Origin of the sequence: Streptomyces pristinaespiralis, from assembly GCF_001278075.1 — a bacterium.
Classification (GTDB): domain Bacteria; phylum Actinomycetota; class Actinomycetes; order Streptomycetales; family Streptomycetaceae; genus Streptomyces; species Streptomyces pristinaespiralis.
The window spans coordinates 4539459-4555713 of record NZ_CP011340.1; the positions used below are offsets into that span (position 1 = coordinate 4539459).

Annotated in this window: 17 protein-coding genes and 1 tRNA gene; 5 read left to right on the forward strand and 13 right to left on the reverse strand. The window is 71.3% G+C overall.

Annotated elements, in window-relative coordinates:
* Nucleotides 1-20 precede the first annotated feature (20 nt).
* From SPRI_RS19235 to SPRI_RS19250, 4 genes are all read left to right on the forward strand, one after another.
* Nucleotides 21-1301 (forward strand): glycosyltransferase, encoded by a 1281-nt coding sequence (locus SPRI_RS19235; protein WP_005315247.1) that lies wholly within the window; start codon nucleotides 21-23, stop codon nucleotides 1299-1301.
* Complete coding sequence (locus SPRI_RS19240; RefSeq protein ID WP_078951268.1) at nucleotides 1298-3394, forward strand: mannosyltransferase YkcB-related protein; 2097 nt, start codon at nucleotides 1298-1300, stop codon at nucleotides 3392-3394. Before SPRI_RS19235 ends, SPRI_RS19240 begins: the two co-directional genes overlap by 4 nt.
* 71 nt (nucleotides 3395-3465) lie before the next feature.
* The gene (locus SPRI_RS19245) at nucleotides 3466-4971 is read left to right on the forward strand and encodes an MFS transporter (protein WP_005315255.1); all 1506 of its coding nucleotides are present in this window, start codon (nucleotides 3466-3468) and stop codon (nucleotides 4969-4971) included.
* A 136-nt stretch (nucleotides 4972-5107) separates the two neighbouring features.
* Entirely contained in the window at nucleotides 5108-5878 is a 771-nt protein-coding gene (locus SPRI_RS19250) for a TetR/AcrR family transcriptional regulator (RefSeq protein WP_005315257.1), read from the forward strand.
* Between the two features lie 88 nt (nucleotides 5879-5966).
* On the opposite strand, the gene SPRI_RS19255 is transcribed toward SPRI_RS19250, so the two are convergent.
* From SPRI_RS19255 to SPRI_RS19270, 4 genes are all read right to left on the reverse strand, one after another.
* On the reverse strand, nucleotides 5967-6434 hold the full coding sequence (locus SPRI_RS19255; RefSeq protein ID WP_005315259.1) for a PPOX class F420-dependent oxidoreductase: 468 nt from the start codon (nucleotides 6432-6434) through the stop codon (nucleotides 5967-5969).
* Between the two features lie 10 nt (nucleotides 6435-6444).
* Entirely contained in the window at nucleotides 6445-7257 is an 813-nt protein-coding gene (locus tag SPRI_RS19260) for a YceI family protein (protein ID WP_037776577.1), read from the reverse strand.
* Nucleotides 7258-7425: 168 nt separating this feature from the next.
* The gene (locus SPRI_RS19265; RefSeq protein ID WP_053557124.1) at nucleotides 7426-9897 is read right to left on the reverse strand and encodes an MFS transporter; all 2472 of its coding nucleotides are present in this window, start codon (nucleotides 9895-9897) and stop codon (nucleotides 7426-7428) included.
* A 14-nt stretch (nucleotides 9898-9911) separates the two neighbouring features.
* Nucleotides 9912-10367 carry a MarR family winged helix-turn-helix transcriptional regulator gene (locus SPRI_RS19270; RefSeq protein ID WP_037774263.1) on the reverse strand — a complete coding sequence of 152 codons (456 nt, stop codon included), beginning with the start codon at nucleotides 10365-10367 and terminating at the stop codon, nucleotides 9912-9914.
* 201 nt (nucleotides 10368-10568) lie between these two features.
* On the opposite strand from SPRI_RS19270, the gene SPRI_RS19275 reads away from it, so the two are divergent.
* The gene (locus SPRI_RS19275) at nucleotides 10569-10790 is read left to right on the forward strand and encodes a hypothetical protein (RefSeq protein ID WP_037774266.1); all 222 of its coding nucleotides are present in this window, start codon (nucleotides 10569-10571) and stop codon (nucleotides 10788-10790) included.
* A 25-nt stretch (nucleotides 10791-10815) separates the two neighbouring features.
* On the opposite strand, the gene SPRI_RS19280 is transcribed toward SPRI_RS19275, so the two are convergent.
* The 9 genes from SPRI_RS19280 to SPRI_RS19315 form a co-directional block, all read right to left on the reverse strand.
* A complete protein-coding gene (locus SPRI_RS19280; RefSeq protein ID WP_053557125.1) occupies nucleotides 10816-11586 on the reverse strand; it encodes a hypothetical protein in 771 nt (256 codons plus the stop codon).
* Nucleotides 11587-11672: 86 nt separating this feature from the next.
* Nucleotides 11673-12530, reverse strand: a complete 858-nt coding sequence (locus SPRI_RS19285; protein WP_037774269.1) for an RNA polymerase sigma factor SigF — start codon at nucleotides 12528-12530, stop codon at nucleotides 11673-11675.
* Nucleotides 12531-12764: 234 nt separating this feature from the next.
* A complete protein-coding gene (locus tag SPRI_RS19290; protein WP_037776580.1) occupies nucleotides 12765-13607 on the reverse strand; it encodes an RNA polymerase sigma factor SigF in 843 nt (280 codons plus the stop codon).
* Nucleotides 13608-13783: 176 nt separating this feature from the next.
* Entirely contained in the window at nucleotides 13784-14077 is a 294-nt protein-coding gene (locus SPRI_RS19295; RefSeq protein WP_005315281.1) for a Dabb family protein, read from the reverse strand.
* A gap of 78 nt (nucleotides 14078-14155) precedes the next feature.
* A complete protein-coding gene (locus SPRI_RS38875) occupies nucleotides 14156-14320 on the reverse strand; it encodes a hypothetical protein (protein WP_182327695.1) in 165 nt (54 codons plus the stop codon).
* 276 nt (nucleotides 14321-14596) lie between these two features.
* Nucleotides 14597-14681 (reverse strand) — tRNA-Ser (locus SPRI_RS19300).
* A 92-nt stretch (nucleotides 14682-14773) separates the two neighbouring features.
* The gene (gene tadA, locus SPRI_RS19305) at nucleotides 14774-15214 is read right to left on the reverse strand and encodes a tRNA adenosine(34) deaminase TadA (RefSeq protein ID WP_037776581.1); all 441 of its coding nucleotides are present in this window, start codon (nucleotides 15212-15214) and stop codon (nucleotides 14774-14776) included.
* An 89-nt stretch (nucleotides 15215-15303) separates the two neighbouring features.
* Nucleotides 15304-15840 (reverse strand): tRNA adenosine deaminase-associated protein, encoded by a 537-nt coding sequence (locus tag SPRI_RS19310; RefSeq protein ID WP_037774272.1) that lies wholly within the window; start codon nucleotides 15838-15840, stop codon nucleotides 15304-15306.
* A 152-nt stretch (nucleotides 15841-15992) separates the two neighbouring features.
* Nucleotides 15993-16175, reverse strand: coding sequence for a hypothetical protein (locus SPRI_RS19315; RefSeq protein WP_037776582.1), 183 nt, complete (start codon nucleotides 16173-16175; stop codon nucleotides 15993-15995).
* Nucleotides 16176-16255 lie beyond the last annotated feature (80 nt).

Below are 16255 nucleotides of genomic sequence, written 5' to 3' on the forward strand. Positions count from 1 at the left end.
GCCCTTCGAAGGTCGTCGGTATGCGAACCGACACCCCATGGGGAACCCTGCCGGCCCGCGAGCATCTGCTCGCCGGCGCGGCCGATCGACCCGTACTGGATGTGGTGATCCCGGTCTTCGACGAGGAGGCCGATCTCGAACGGTGCGTGCTGCGGCTGCACGAGCACCTCACGAGGACCTTCCCGTACGGATTCCGGATCACCGTCGCCGACAACGCGAGCACCGACCGTACGCCCGAGATCGCCGCCCGGCTGGAGGCGGACATCGCCGAGGTGCGGGCGTACCGGCTGGAGGAGAAGGGACGGGGGCGGGCGCTGCGCACGGTGTGGTCCCACTCGGACGCGCCCGTCCTCGCGTACATGGACGTCGACCTGTCCACCGACCTCAACGCCCTCCTCCCGCTCGTCGCACCGCTGATCTCCGGCCACTCGGACCTGGCGATCGGGTCCCGGCTGACGCGCAGCTCGCGGGTGGTGCGCGGTCCGAAGCGTGAGTTCGTCTCGCGTGCCTACAACCTGATCCTCAAGTCCTCGCTGGCGGCGCGCTTCTCGGACGCCCAGTGCGGGTTCAAGGCCGTCCGGCGGGACGTGGCGCAGCGGCTGCTGCCGATGGTGGAGGACACCGGATGGTTCTTCGACACCGAGCTGCTGGTGCTCGCGGAGCGGGCCGGTCTGCGGATCCACGAGGTGCCGGTGGACTGGGTCGACGACCCCGATTCGACCGTCCACATCGTGAGGACGGCCGCCGAGGACCTCAAGGGCGTCTGGCGGGTCGGGCGCGCACTCGCGGTCGGAGCGCTCCCGCTCGACCGGCTCGCCCGCCCCTTCGGTGACGACCCGCGTGACCGTGACCTCAGCGGGGTGCCGAGGGGACTCGCCCGTCAGCTCGTCGGCTTCTGCGTGGTCGGTGCGTTCTCGACCCTGCTGTTCCTGCTGCTGTACTCGCTCTTCCGTACCGGGGCGGGGCCGCAGACGGCGAACGCCGCCGCCCTGCTGCTCTCGGCGGTCGCCAACACCGCGGCCAACCGCCGGCTCACGTTCGGCGTGCGCGGCAGGGACCGCGCCGTACGCCACCAGGCACAGGGCCTGGTCGTGTTCGGCATCGGACTCGCCCTGACCAGCGGCTCGCTCGCCGCCCTGGACGCGGCGGCGGGCGGTCCCTCCCACGGCACCGAGCTGGCCGTCCTCGTCGCGGCGAACCTCGCCGCGACCGTGCTGCGGTTCCTGCTCCTGCGGTCCTGGGTCTTTCCCGAACGGCATCGTGCCGACGACGACATGAGCGACATGAGGTACACCCCATGACCACGACCGTTCCGCCCGGCGGGATCACGCCTGCCGACGCCGCCGGGCACGCACACCCGCGGGCCGGCCGGCTCGCCGCACTGTGGCGCGGCAGGGAGGCGGACGCCCGCTGGGTACGTCCCGCGTTCTTGGCCCTGCTCGCCGCGACGGCACTGCTCTACCTCTGGAACCTGAGCGCCTCCGGTTACGCCAACTCCTTCTACTCCGCGGCTGCGCAGGCCGGCAGCGAGAGCTGGAAGGCCTTCTTCTTCGGCGCCTCGGACCCGGCGGGCTCCATCACGGTGGACAAGCCCCCGGCCGCGCTCTGGCCGATGGCGCTGTCCGTGCGCATCTTCGGCCTCGGCTCCTGGCAGATCCTCGTCCCCGAGGTCCTGATGGGCGTGGCCACCGTCGCCGTGCTCCACGCGGCGGTGCGCCGGCGCTTCACCCCGGCGGCGGGACTCCTCGCGGGCGCCGTGCTGGCGCTGACCCCGGTCGCCGCGCTGATGTTCCGCTTCAACAACCCGGACGCCCTGCTGGCGCTGCTGATGACGGTCACCGTGTACTGCGTGCTGCGGGCGCTCGAGGATGCGCGGACCACCTGGCTGGTGTGGGCGGGCGTCGCGGTGGGTCTCGCGTTCCTGACCAAGACGCTTCAGGCGTTCCTGATCCTGCCGCCGCTGGCGCTGGTGTACGCGGTGTGCGCGCCGACGACGCTGCGCCGCCGGCTCGGCCAACTCGCCCTGGCGGGACTGGCGATCGTGGTCTCGGGCGGCTGGTGGGTGGCTGTCGTGGAGCTGTGGCCCGCGTCCTCCCGCCCGTACATCGGCGGATCCCAGGCCAACAGCTTCCTGGAACTGACCTTCGGCTACAACGGCCTCGGCCGGATCAACGGCGAGGAGACGGGCAGCGTCGGCGGCGGGGGAGGAGGCGGCTGGGGCGAGACCGGCGTGGACCGGCTGTTCGCCGGGAACATCGGCGGTCAGGTCTCCTGGCTGCTCCCCGCCGCCCTGCTGCTGCTCGTCGCGGCGCTCTTCCTGACCGGGCGGGCGGCGCGTACGGACACGGCCAGGGCCGCGTTCCTGGTCTGGGGCGGCTCGTTGCTGAGCACGGCCGTGATCTTCAGCTTCATGGCCGGGATCTTCCACGAGTACTACACGGTGGCCCTGGCGCCGTACATCGCGGCGCTCGTCGGCATGGGCGGCACGCTGCTGTGGGAGGAGCGCGCGAAGCCGCTTCGGTCGGCGCTGCTGGCGGCCACGGTGGCGCTCTCGGCGTGGTGGTCGTACGTGCTGCTGGGCCGGTCCGCGGACTACCTTCCGTGGCTGCGTACGGCGGTGCTGATCGGCGGTCTCGTCTCCGCGGCGGTCCTGCTGTTCGTGGTCAGGGCCGGCCGGCGGACGGCCCTGGCCGCCGCCGCACTCGGTGTCGCGGCTCTGCTGGCCGGTCCTGCGGCGTACTCGCTGACGACCGTGGGCGAGGGGCACGCGGGCTCGATCGTGACAGCGGGCCCGGCCGTTGCGGGTGGCCGGGGCGGCCCGGGCGGCGGACCCGGCGGCGTCCCGGGCGGTGACGACGGTGACGGCGGCCGGGCGGGAGTGCGGCCCCCCACGGGAGCGGCGCAGGGCGCGGGCCCCGGCACGGCGGCGCCCCCGGCAGGCACCGGCCAGGCACGGCCGCAGGGCCAGGGCCAGGGCGGCTTCCCCGCCCGCGGCGAGACGGGTGGGCCCGGCGGAGGCGGCGGCATGGGCGGCCTCCTCGACGGGGCGGACGTGGGCGCCGAGGCCGAGTCCCTGCTGGAGCGGGACGCCGACGACTACACCTGGGCGGCCGCGGCCATCGGATCGCAGAACGCCGCGAGCTACCAACTCGCGACGGGTGAACCGGTGATGGCGATCGGCGGCTTCAACGGCAGCGACCCGTCCCCGACCCTCGCCCGGTTCAAGCAGTACGTGGCCGACGGGCGGATCCACTGGTTCATCGGCGGCGGTGACGGGCCGGGCGGCGGCGCCGGCGGCGGGACGAGTTCCGAGATCACCGCCTGGGTCCAGGACGAGTTCACCCCGGTCACGGTGGACGGCGTCACCTTCTACGACCTGACCGCGGAGAAATAGCGCTGTACAGCGTATGGGAATCTCTTGTACGGTGTACGAGTATCTTCCCGTACACCGTACAAGGAGCCTGAATGACGGCAACGACGACCGAGACCAGTAAGGCCCCCTCGGGCGGCCACCCGCAGCGCTGGCTGATCCTCGGCGTCATCTGTCTCGCCCAGCTCACCGTGCTGCTCGACAACACCGTCCTGTCCGTGGCGATCCCGTCCCTCACGAGGGAGCTCCACGCCTCGACGGCCGACATCCAGTGGATGATCAACGCCTATTCGCTGGTCCAGTCGGGCCTGCTGCTCACCGCGGGCAACGCGGCGGACCGCTACGGCCGCAGGAAGATGCTGGTCGCGGGCCTGGCCCTGTTCGGCATCGGTTCGCTCGCCGCCGGACTCGCCCAGACCTCCGGACAGTTGATCGCGGCGCGAGCCGGCATGGGCGTCGGCGGGGCGCTGCTGATGACCACGACCCTCGCGGTCGTCGTGCAGGTCTTCGACGAGACCGAGCGGGTGAAGGCGATCGCCCTGTGGTCGACGGTCAGCTCGCTCGGCTTCGCGGCCGGACCGCTGATCGGCGGCGTGATGCTCGAGCACTACTGGTGGGGCGCGATCTTCCTGATCAACATCCCCGTCGCCGTGATCGGCCTGGTGGCGGTCGTCCTGCTGGTCCCGGAGTCCAAGAACCCGCAGGGCGACAGGCCCGACCTGCTCGGCGCGGTGCTGTCCACGATCGGTATGACGGCCGTCGTGTACGCGATCATCTCGGGCCCGGACCACGGCTGGACCTCCACCCAGGTCCTGGCGTCCGCCGCCCTCGGCGCGCTCTTCCTCGGCGCGTTCGTGTTCTGGGAGCTGCGGATCCCGTACCCGATGCTCGACATGCACTTCTTCCGTAACCAGCGCTTCATCGGCGCGGTCGCCGGCGCCATCCTGGTGGCGTTCGGCATGACCGGTTCGCTCTTCCTGCTGACCCAGCACCTCCAGTTCGTGCTGGGGTACGGGGCGCTGGACGCCGGTCTCCGCACGGCTCCGCTGGCGCTGACGGTCGTCGCGCTCAACCTGACGGGCATGGGCGCCCGGCTGCTGCGGATCTTCGGGACGCCGGTCACCATCGCCGTCGGCATGGCCCTGGTCTCCGGTGGCCTCGCGGCCATCGCCGTCCTCGGGGCCGGCGGCTACAACGGGATGCTGCTCGGCCTGGTCGTCATGGGCGCCGGCGTGGCGCTGTCCATGCCCGCGATGGCCAACGCGATCATGAGCGCCATCCCGCCGGAGAAGGCGGGCGTGGGCGCCGGCATCAACGGCACCCTCGCCGAGTTCGGCAACGGCCTCGGCGTCGCCGTCCTGGGCGCGGTGCTCAACTCCCGCTTCGCCGCTCTCGTACCCGCGGCCGTCGGAGCGACCTCGCTGCCCGCCGCCCTGGCGGCGGCGGACGACGCCGGTGAGCGTGCCCGGATCTCGGATGCGTTCGCCTCCGGACTGGAGACGAGTCAGCTGGTGGGCGCGGTGGCGGTGCTGGCCGGCGGTCTGCTGGCCGCGCTGCTGCTGCGGCGGGCCGAGCGGGCGGACCCTCCGGCGAAGGCCTGACACCGCGAGGCGGCCACGGTGCTGTGCCGCAGAGGGCACAGCACCGTGGCGGAGCATGGCGGCATAGCATCGGAGGCGGGCGGACCGGAGCGTTCCGGCACCGCCCGTCCGGCCGGAAGAACCGAGAGGGTGTGCGATGGCGAGTACGACCGACCGCACGAAGAGCCCCGCACGGACCAGTGTCTGGCTGGAGGGCAAGGCGGCTGACCGCGGGCGCAGGTCGGCCCAGCCGGCCGGACTGGACCGCGACAAGATCATCGATGCCACGGTCCGGCTCCTGGACGCCGAGGGCGCGGCCCGGTTCTCCATGCGGAAGCTGGCCGCAGAGCTGAATGTCACCGCGATGTCGGTCTACTGGTACGTCGACACCAAGGACGACCTGCTGGAGCTGGCCCTCGACGCGGTCTTCGGAACCGTGGCGCTGCCCGACACGGACGCGGGCGACTGGCGCGAGCAGCTGCGCGCCCTGGCCGCCGGGTACCGGGCGCTGCTGGTCCGGCATCCGTGGGTGTCGCCGCTGATCGGGACGTACCTGAACATCGGCCCGCACTCGATGGCCTTCTCGCAGGCTGCCCAGAAGATCGTCCGCAACACCGGCCTGCCGCCCCACGGGCAGATGGGAGGCATCTCCGCGGTCTTCCAGTTCGTCTACGGGTTCGGCACCATCGAGGGCCACTTCATCGAGCGCTGCGCGGAGGCCGGGCTCAACCAGGACGAGTACTTCCGCGAGGCCATGGGGACGATCCGCGAACGGCCGCAGTACCGCGAGACGTTCGCCCAGTCCGACGAGCTGATGGAGGCGCGCGGTGGCGACACCGTGGAGGAGATGCGGGAGCGTGACTTCGGATTCGCGCTCGATCTCCTGATCGCGGGTATCGAAGCGATGGTGGAGCGCTCGAAGGCGTAGCCCGCCCGGCCCGGAACACGCCCGCCGACGGCGGCGGACCGTACGGACCGGCCGGTGCCTCGGGCCGGCCGGTCCGCCCGGGAGCCGGTCAGTCCTCGGCGAGCCGCGCCGGGAAGCCGCCCGTGGCGATCGGACCCCACCGTTCCGGCGTGACGCGGATGATCGACTTGCCCTGCTTCCGCATCGCCTCGCGGTACTCGTCCCAGTCCGGGTGCTCACCGGAGATGTTGCGGAAGTACTCGACGAGCGGCTCCACCGACTCGGGAGCGTCCAGCACCTCCGCGGTGCCGTCGACCTGCACCCACGGACCGTTCCAGTCGTCCGACAGGACGATCACACTGACGCGCGCGTCCCGCTTGGCGTTGCGCGTCTTCGCCCGCTCCGGATAGGTCGAGACGACGATCCGCCCCGAGTCGTCCACCCCGCAGGTGAGCGGCGAGCCCTGAGGGGAGCCGTCCGCGCGGCGCGTCAGCAGGATCGCCCGGTGCCGGGGCCGTACGAAGTCCAGCAACTGCTCGAGTTCCACCGTGGTGTTGGTGGCGGTCTGTCGTGCCATGGCCGGCACCTTACGGGAGTTCGCCGCCCTGGACGGCCTGGATGTCCAGCTCCACCTTCAGCGTCGTCCCGATGGCGGAGATGCCGGTCTGCACCACCTGGTTGTAGTGCATGGCGAAGTCGTCCCGGTGCAGCTCCGCCGTGGCGCGGAAGGCGGCGCGCACCCCGCCCCACGGGTCGGGGCCGGTGCCCAGGTAGCTCAGGTCGAGGTCGACCTCGCGGACGACGCCGTGCAGCGACAGCTCGCCCCGCACCGTCCAGCGGTCGGGCCCGGCCGGAAGCAGGGCGGTGGACCGGTAGGTGATGTCGGGGAAGCGCTCGGCGTCCAGGAAGTCCGGCGACCGCAGGTGCTTGTCCCGCAGCCCGTTGCCCGTGTCGATCGACCCGGCGGAGATCACCGCGTCGACCCGGGAACCCTCCACGTCCTCCGCGATCTCGATCCGGCCGCCGAACTCGGTGAAGCGACCGCGCACGCTGGAGATCCCGAGGTGCTGTGCCGTGGCGCCCACCGACGAGTGCGCCGGGTCGAGCGACCAGGTGCCGGGCGGAGGAAGCTCCGTCCCGCCCTGACGGGACAGCACCACCGTGCCGGCGTCCACCCGTCCGCTCGCCGTGACCAGCGCGGTCGACGCGGCCGGCGCGTAGCCGAGGGCCGTCACGATCACCGTGTACGGCCCGGCCGGCAGGCCGGTCGTGTCGCTCACCGTGCCGTCCGCGCCTGCCTGCGCCCGCAGCACCTGGGTGCCGGTCATGTCCGTCACGGTGACGACCGCGTGCTGGACGGCCCAGCCGTCGCGGGTCCGTACCTGTGCGCGAAGTCCCATGCCCATCGATCCCGTTTCTGTGTCCGGCCCTCACGGGCCGTAGGAAGTGTTCGGGCCCCGGGCGGGGCGACCGGCCGTCCCCTGCCTGCCGCCCCGTCCCGGGGCCCGTCTCCGCCGGGCGGGCGGCCCGTCTCCGCTTGGAACGAGGCGCCCGGTCCCGGAGGTCCGTTACTCGCCCGGGTGGGCGAGTTCGATGTCGTGACCGTCGACGCCACGACCGGTCACGGTCAACTGGCCCGCGACCGGCGGGTATCCGGTCGCGATGACCGAGTACTCGCCCGCGTCCAGGTCGGCGAAGGCGTACGCCCCGTCGTCGCCGGTGGTCGCCGTGGCGACCACGTTCCCCGCGGCGTCCACGAGGGTCACCCGGGCGTCGGCCAGCGGCAGGCCCGCGGCCCCGCGGACCACACCCCGGACCACGGCGCCGTACCGGAGCGCCGCCTCGATCCGGGTCACGCCCTGGCCGCCGATCTCCACGGGCAGCGCGAGCGGCCGGTAGCCGGGCGCGTTCACCGCGACCGTCACCGCGCCCGGCACGAGCTCGGCGAAGGCGAACTCGCCCTGGGCCGTGCTCGTCCCGGTGGCGAGCACGTCACCGCGCACGTCCGTGACGACGACCATGGCGCCTTCGACGGGACTGCCGCCTTCGGCCGCCCGCACCACTCCGCCGAGACCGCTCGTCCCGGCGAGGAGGATGTCGTACACCAGCGGCTCGTCCGCGACGTTCACCGTGGAGGCCTGCGGCTGGAAGCCGTCGGCCGAGGCGATCAGCACGTACGACCCGGCGCCCGGCGCGTCCAGCGTGTAGCTGCCGTCCCCCTGGGCGACGGAGCGGCCGAGCTGCCGGCCGGCCGGCGAGATCAGCGTGACGGCGGCCCTGGGCACCGCGGCGCCCTCGGAACCGCGCACCACACCGCGTACCGCGACACCGGAGGCGGCGGGGGCGACCGGCTCGGTCGCGACGGCCTGCGCCGGGGCGGGGGCGGTGGCGACGGCGAGCGCCTCCGGGGCTTCGGAGCCGGCGACGGCGTCCTCGGTCTCCTTCGCGGCGGCGTCCGACGAGCTGCTCTTCAGCGCGACCTCCTTGATGAAGAGGGTCACCAGGAAGGCGACGAGCGCGAAGGGAGCGGAGTACAGGAAGATGTCGGCGACCCCGTGCCCGTAGGCCGTCTCCATCACCGTGCGGATCGGAACCGGCAGCTTGTCCAGGTCGGGGATGCCACCGCCGCCCGTACCGCCGTGCCCCAGCGCCTGGCCCTGCGGGCCGAGTTCGGCGAGCCCGTCCTTGACGTAGTGGGTGACCCGGTTGGCCATGATCGCGCCGAGCGCGGAGACGCCGATCGCGCCGCCGAGGGACCGGAAGAAGGTGACGACCGAGCTGGCCGCGCCGAGGTCCGACGGGTCCACCTGGTTCTGGGTGCAGAGCACGAGGTTCTGCATCATCATGCCGAGACCGAGGCCCATCAGGACCATGAAGACCGCGATGTGCCAGTACTCGGTGTCGTAGCGGATGGTGCCCAGCAGACCGAGGCCCGCCGTCACCAGGGCACCGCCTGCGACCAGCCAGGCCTTCCAGCGGCCGGTCTTGGTGATGATCTGGCCGGAGACGGTCGACGAGACGAAGAGGCCGCCGATCATCGGGATCGTCAGCACACCGGACATGGTCGGCGACTCGTCCCGCGCCAGCTGGAAGTACTGGCTGAAGAACACCGTGCCGGCGAACATCGCGACGCCGACGAAGAGCGAGGCCAGCGACGCCAGCGTGATCGTGCGGTTGCGGAACAGCCGCAGCGGGATGATCGGTTCGCTCGCCTTCGACTCCACGAGGAGGAAGAGCGCGCCGAGCACCACGGAACCGCCGACCATCGCGGCGGACTGCCACGAGATCCAGTCGTACTTGTCGCCGGCGAAGGTCACCCACACCAGCAGCAGCGAGACGGCGGCGCTGATGAAGAACGCGCCCGACCAGTCGACCTTCACCTGGCGCTTGACCACGGGCAGCTTCAGGGTCTTCTGCAGCACGATCAGGGCGATCAGCGCGAACGGCACGCCGACGTAGAAGCACCAGCGCCAGCCCAGCCACTCGGTGTCGGTGATGACGCCGCCGAGAAGCGGGCCGCCGACGGTCGCGACTGCGAAGACGGCGCCGATGTATCCGCTGTAGCGGCCCCGCTCACGGGGGGCGATCATCGCGGCCATCACGATCTGCGCGAGGGCGGACAGACCGCCGACGCCGATGCCCTGGACCACGCGGCAGGCGATCAGCATGCCGGAGTTCTGCGAGAGTCCGGCGACGACCGAACCCAGGACGTAGATCAGCAGCGATATCTGGACCAGCAGCTTCTTGGAGAAGAGGTCCGAGAGCTTGCCCCAGAGCGGGGTGGTCGCGGTCATCGCCAGCAGCGAGGCGGTGACGACCCAGGTATAGGCGCTCTGCCCGCCGCCGAGGTCGGTGATGATCTCCGGCAGGGCGTTGGAGACGATCGTCGACGACAGGATGGCGACGAACATGCCGAGCAGCAGCCCGGACAGCGCCTCCATGATCTGCCGATGTGTCATCGGCGCCCCGCCGTCGGAGGCGGATCCACCGCCGTGCTTGGCGTGGCCGCCCCGCACACCGGTCGGTGTGGTCGTAGCCATGAACTTCCTTTTCGTCATACGGGTGTACGGGTGGCGTGGGCCCGGCAGTCCCCGACGGATTCGCGGAGGCGGGCCAGCATCGCGTTCAGCTGTCCGACTTCTTCGTCGGACCAGTCCTTGAGGTAGTGGGCGAACATGTCCGTGCTGCGGCGGCCGAGGTCGTCGAGCAGGTCCTTGCCCGCCGGGGTGAGCCGCAGGATGCGGGACCGCCGGTCATCGGGGTCGGGCGACCGCTCCAGCCAGCCGCGCTCCACCACATGGGCCACATGCCGGCTGGTGACGGACATGTCGACGGCCATCAGCTCGGCGAGGCGGCCCATCCGCATCTCTCCGTGACGGCCGATCAGCGACAGCACCGCGGCGGACCCGGAGGGGCACTCGGCGGGCAGGATCCGCGAGACGCTCCGTTTCACGGCCCCGATGGCACCTATCTGCCGGGCCAGCTCCTCGTACTGACTCCGCTCGGCCAAGGCCCCTCCCACTTTTCGTTGCTTAGGGCAACGATAGAAGCCGTTGGTTGCTACAGGCAAATGAAAACGGGCCGGAATGGGTAAAGGAACCCAAAAGGCTTTGCATGTGCGGAGTCATGGGCCGGTCATGTGCCGCTCGGAGCCCTCCGGCCGCCCGCCCGGGGTTGGGGCCGTCGACGCCGTTCGCTAGGGTCCTGCCCCATGGCACACAACCCCCATGCTCCCCAAGGCCAGGGCCCCGAGGGCAACTACGACCCCGCGGGCAGCACCCAGATGTTCCGCGCCTTCGTCGACGAAGGCGCCCCCCAGGGCCGTGCGGCGGCCACGCCCGCGGCGACGTCCTCCTCGCGCGTCGGCCTCATCGCCGGCGTCGTCGCGGTGGTGGTCATCCTCGGCGCGGTCGCCTGGCTCGCGCTCGGTTAGGCCTGTCCGGGCCGGTCAGGCCCGGTCACTTCCATGTCGCGGTGACGTCCTGGGTCTCGATGTGCATGCCCAGGGGCACCCGCCAGGCGTCCACGCAGACCGTGTACGCCTGCTTCCGCACGGCTCCGGGCCCGATCGGCGCGGGCAGCGCCTGGCGGGACTCGCGCGTGGCCCAGTCGACGCCGAGCGCGCCGATGATGTGCGTGGCGAACGTGACGGTGCCGGACACGGCCGGGGTGCCGCCGGTGTTGCGGAACTCCACGGTGACCTTCTCGCACCAGCGCCGGTCGAGGGCCTCGCGGACGGGCTCGCCGACCTGAAGCACGGCTGGGCCCGTGGGGCCTGTGGGGCCCGGCTCCGGGCCGGAGGGGGACGGCGCCGGCGTGGACGGTCCCGGGGCCGGTGAGGCGCCGGGAGTGCCGCCGGGACCCGGGGTCTGCTGCGGTCCGCCGCTCCCGGAGGGGCCGGCGCCGCTCGTGCCGCCTGTGCCGCTCGCGGGTGTGCGGCCAGGACCGCCGCGCGTGTGATCGTCGCCCGCCGGGCCGTTGGCCGGCCCGGCGGTGCCCGGCCGAGGCGCCTTGCCCGCGGTCCCGTCGTCGGCGTGTCCTTCGCTCGTGTCCAGCGGTGCGAGCGAGACCGTGCCCTTCGGCGGCACGGCAGCGGTCGGCGCGCGGTCCGCTCCCGGTCCGGCGGCGCCGAGCGCCACGTCACCTTCGCCGCTGCCGCCGCACGCGGTCAGCGCTCCGCAGAGGCAGAGCGCCGACGCCACGATTCCTGGACCGGTTCGCCGTCGCATCGCGCCAGTGTGACTGACGACCCGTCAGGAAGGAACCTTACGGAAGGCACTTCGGGACGGGCCTCGAGCGGACGGAGCCCGGATCGTCAGTCCGCGATCAGCCCCTCCCGCAGCTGCGCGAGTGTGCGGGTCAGCAGGCGCGAGACATGCATCTGCGAGATGCCGACCTCCTCGCCGATCTGCGACTGGGTCATGTTGGCGAAGAAGCGGAGCATGATGATCTGTCGCTCACGGGGCGGCAGTTTGGCGAGCAGCGGCTTGAGGGACTCGCGGTACTCCACGCCTTCCAGCGCCGAGTCCTCGTAGCCGAGGCGGTCCGCGAGCGAGCCCTCGCCGCCGTCGTCCTCCGGTGAGGGCGAGTCGAGCGACGAGGCCGTGTAGGCGTTGCCCACGGCGAGGCCGTCGACCACGTCCTCCTCCGACACCCCGAGCACCGCGGCCAGTTCGGGAACGGTCGGGGAGCGGTCGAGCTTCTGGGCGAGCTCGTCGCTCGCCTTGGTGAGTGCGAGACGCAGCTCCTGGAGCCGGCGCGGAACCCGAACCGACCACGAGGTGTCACGGAAGAAGCGCTTGATCTCCCCGACGACCGTCGGCATCGCGAAGGTAGGGAACTCCACGCCCCGTTCGCAGTCGAAGCGGTCGATCGCCTTGATCAGGCCGATGGTGCCGACCTGGACGATGTCCTCCATCGGTTCGTTGCGGCTGCGGAACCGCGCAGCGGCGTACCGGACGAGGGGGAGGTTGAGCTCGATGAGGGTGTCGCGCACGTAGGTGCGCTCCGGGCTGTCGTCGGCCGCGCCCTCGCTGTCCAGGGCGCGGAGCCGCAGGAACAGGGAGCGGGACAGAGTGCGGGTGTCGATGGCTTCCGAGCTGCCGGGCACGACGGGTGCGGGCGCGCTTGGAGCGCGAGTGAGCACCTTCGAGCTGCCCTGTTCTACGGACATGCCACCCCCTTGAGGTCGCGGACGGTCGCGGTGGCCGCGACCGTCTGAGGAACGCAGCCTCCACCTGAATACCGGCGGCGAGGCTGCGGCAAACGCGGTTCCAGCAGAATGTCACATGTCGGCAACACGCTGTAGTGACATGTCGACAAGTATCGCGCAAAAATGCCCAGTAAACAGGGGGTGTAAGGCTTTTGAGCCCCCGTCAGCGGCTCAAGGATGCTCTACCCGTTCGAGCTACGCTTCGATCCTGTTTGCGGAACGAAGTCGAGCGAAACTTCTCGCCAGCAGTCGCGACACATGCATCTGGGAGACGCCGAGCTCCTGACTGATCTGCGACTGTGTCAGGTTGCTGTAGTAGCGGAGCATCAGGATCCGCTGTTCCCGCTCCGGCAGCTGGACGAGGAGATGGCGGACCAGATCGCGGTGTTCGACGCCGGCCAGCGCCGGGTCCTCGTAGCCGAGCCGGTCCAGCAGCCCGGGCATGCCGTCGCCCTCCTGGGCGGCCTCCAGCGACGTCGCGTGGTACGAGCGTCCGGCCTCGATGCAGGCCAGTACCTCGTCCTCGCCGATCTTCAGCCGCTCGGCGATCTCGGCGGTCGTGGGCGACCGGCCGTGGGCGGTCGTCAGGTCCTCGGTGGCCCCGTTCACCTGCACCCACAGCTCGTGAAGACGCCGTGGCACGTGGACCGTCCGCACGTTGTCGCGGAAGTACCGCTTGATCTCGCCCACCACCGTGGGCATCGCGAAGGTCGGGAACTGCACGCCGCGGTCCGGGTCGAACCGGTCGATGGCGTTGATCAGCCCGATGGTGCCGACCTGGACGACGTCCTCCATCGGCTCGTTGCGACTGCGGAAGCGGGCGGCGGCGTACCGCACGAGGGGGAGATTGGCCTCGATGAGTGCGGCGCGCACCCTGGAGTGCTCCGCGGTCCCCGCCTGGAGTCCTTTGAGGCGGCCGAACAGCACCTGGGTCAGGGCCCGGGTGTCCGCGCCGCGCCTCTGCGGTCTCGCGGCAGGGGCGGTGTCGTCCGGCCTCTCGTTCTGAGGTGGCACCTGAGGCGCAGTACTGGCCGACACGGTCAAGCCACCCCTTCGCGGTCATTTTCGGTCAACTCATCCGTCAAAAGCGGTCATAGCATCACAAGACATGTCCACTGTGTGCAAGCACCTCATAACGCCGTGTTGACGTCATGCCGGGATGGAAAACCGACAAGCCCCCCGCCCTGGACGGCGAGGGGCTTGCGAAGGGGCTCTCAGAACTCGTAGTCGGCGATCACCCACGTGGCGAACTCGCGCCACTGTCCGGCGGCCGCCTGGTGGGCCGGATGCTCGATGTACCGCTTCAGCGCGTCCCTGTCGGCCACGGCCGAGTTGATGGCGAAGTCGTAGGCGATCGGCCGGTCCGTGATGTTCCAGGCGCACTCCCAGAACTCCAGCTCCGGTACGACCCCGTCCAGCTCCTGGAAGGCCTTCACTCCGGCGACGACGCGGGGCTCGTCGCGCTCGACACCCTCGTTGAGCTTGAAGAGGACCAGATGGCGGATCAAGAGGCACTCCCTGGTTGGCCGGCAGGCCGGGGCCTGGCCGGCGGATCGTGGCCGGGGGCCGCGATGCCTGGCGCGGCCCTAGTTGACGAGCTCGGTCATGAACTCTCCGACGCCCTGCGCGGCGCTCGAAATGCCCTCGAACCCTACCCCCACCAGGTCGGCCGCCCGGTCGGGGGAGTTGATGATCGTGTACAGGATGAAGACGACCACGATGTACACGGCAATCTTCTTGGCTTGCACCATCGGCCCCTGTCTCCCCTGCTGTCCTGCCCCTGGCGACGCGTCGCGTGAGTCTAGCCGAGCGCATTCGGACAGATTTTCCACGCCGGAACGCCTGTTGCCCGCGCTCTTTCGCGTGTGAAGCGGGGCGGAGCGGGGCGCCGGAGTCCCGGGCGCCCGCGCGGGGTCCGGAGATCCGTCTGCGGGCCGTGGCGGCGGGCCGTGAGGTCCTGGGCGTCCGGAGCGGTGCGGGGTCACGACGAAGGCCCCGGTGACATGCACCGGGGCCTTCGACAAGAGCGGTAGCGGAGGGATTTGAACCCTCGGTGACTTGCGCCACACTCGCTTTCGAGGCGAGCTCCTTCGGCCGCTCGGACACGCTACCGGGAGAGAGCTTAGCCCAAGGTGGGCCGTGCTCTGAAATCGGTTATGGGTGAGCGTCCGCCGAGTACGTCCCGGAGCGCCGTGCGGAGCTGTTCAGCGGTCGCCCGGCCGGTCGCGGAAGAACGCCGTGAGCTGTTTGGAGCACTCCTCGCCCAGCACCCCGCTCACGACTTCGGGCCGGTGGTTGAGCCGACGGTCCCGCACGACGTCCCACAGTGAGCCGGCCGCGCCGGCCTTGTCGTCCCGGGCGCCGTAGACCACGCGCGCCACCCGCGACTGCACGAGCGCGCCGGCGCACATCGTGCACGGCTCCAACGTCACGACGAGCGTGCAGCCGGTCAGCCGCCACTCGCCGAGGACGGCGGCGGCCCTGCGGATCGCCAGCACCTCGGCGTGCGCCGTCGGGTCGCCCGTCGCCTCCCGCTCGTTGTGCCCGACGGCGAGGATCGTGCCTTCCCCGGAGAGGACGACGGCGCCGACCGGCACGTCGCCGCCCTGCGCCGCGCGGTCCGCCTCGCCGAGGGCAAGGCGCATCGACACCTCCCACGGACCGCGCACGGGATCGTTCCCCGGCACCGGTTCCGACGTGCGGTCCGGTGCCTGTTCGTCTGCCGGGTGGGGCACTAGCGCACGGTCTCCAGTACCTCGCCGGCGCCGAGCGCGTCCGCGATCTCCGACAGCGCGTCGGTCTCCAGCGCCAGCAGTTCCTTCTCGGACAGCCCGAGATCCGCGAGGATCTCGCGGTCGCCCGCCGGGCCCGTCGGCACGGTTTCGCCGGCCTGGGCGGGCAGGTCGACCGTGTCCGTCCCGTCCTCCTCCGGTTCTCCGTCCTCCGTACCGTCGAGGTCCAGCGCGTCGAGGTCGGCGGCGGGGTCGTCGTCGTCCCCGCCGAGCAGTTCGTTGGTGAGGATCTCCCCATAGGAGGAGCGTGCGGCAGCGGCCGCGTCCGAGACGAAGATCCGAGGGTCCTCCTCGCCCTCGACCCGGAGGACACCGAACCAGGCGTCCTCCTGCTCGATGAAGACGAGGACCGTGTCCTCGTCCACCGAGGCTTCGCGGGCCAGGTCGGTCAGATCCGACAGGGTCTCCACATCGTCGAGCTCTGTGTCGCTCGCTTCCCACCCGTCATGAGTGCGCGCGAGCAGTGCGGCGAAGTACACCGTGACTCTCCCACTGATCAGAGGTGTGACGACCGGCGGCGCGTTCTGCGATCGTGCCCCGCCCACTCGGAATCGTGGCAGAAAGAGGCGCGTTGCGAGAGGTCTTCCGTCGTTGCGTCGGCCATCAGTTCTTAAGGGGCTCGTAGGACGGTCTACCAGCGGAAGGTCCGCATGCGCATCTGCCGGCGCATCCGGGCGGCTCGGGCGCGTCGCGGCTGGACACGGTCGCGCAGCGCTTTGGCCTCGTTCAGTTCGCGCAGGAACTGGGCGCGTCGCCTGCGGCGCTCCCCTTCGTTCGCGATCTCCTCTTCCGGCTCCGGCTCGGACTCCGGCATCGGCCACACCACCCCACGGCTGTATCCGTTTTCCCCCAAGGACCTGTCCGCCGGGCACTTCCTCGGCCCTGCGGCCTGGG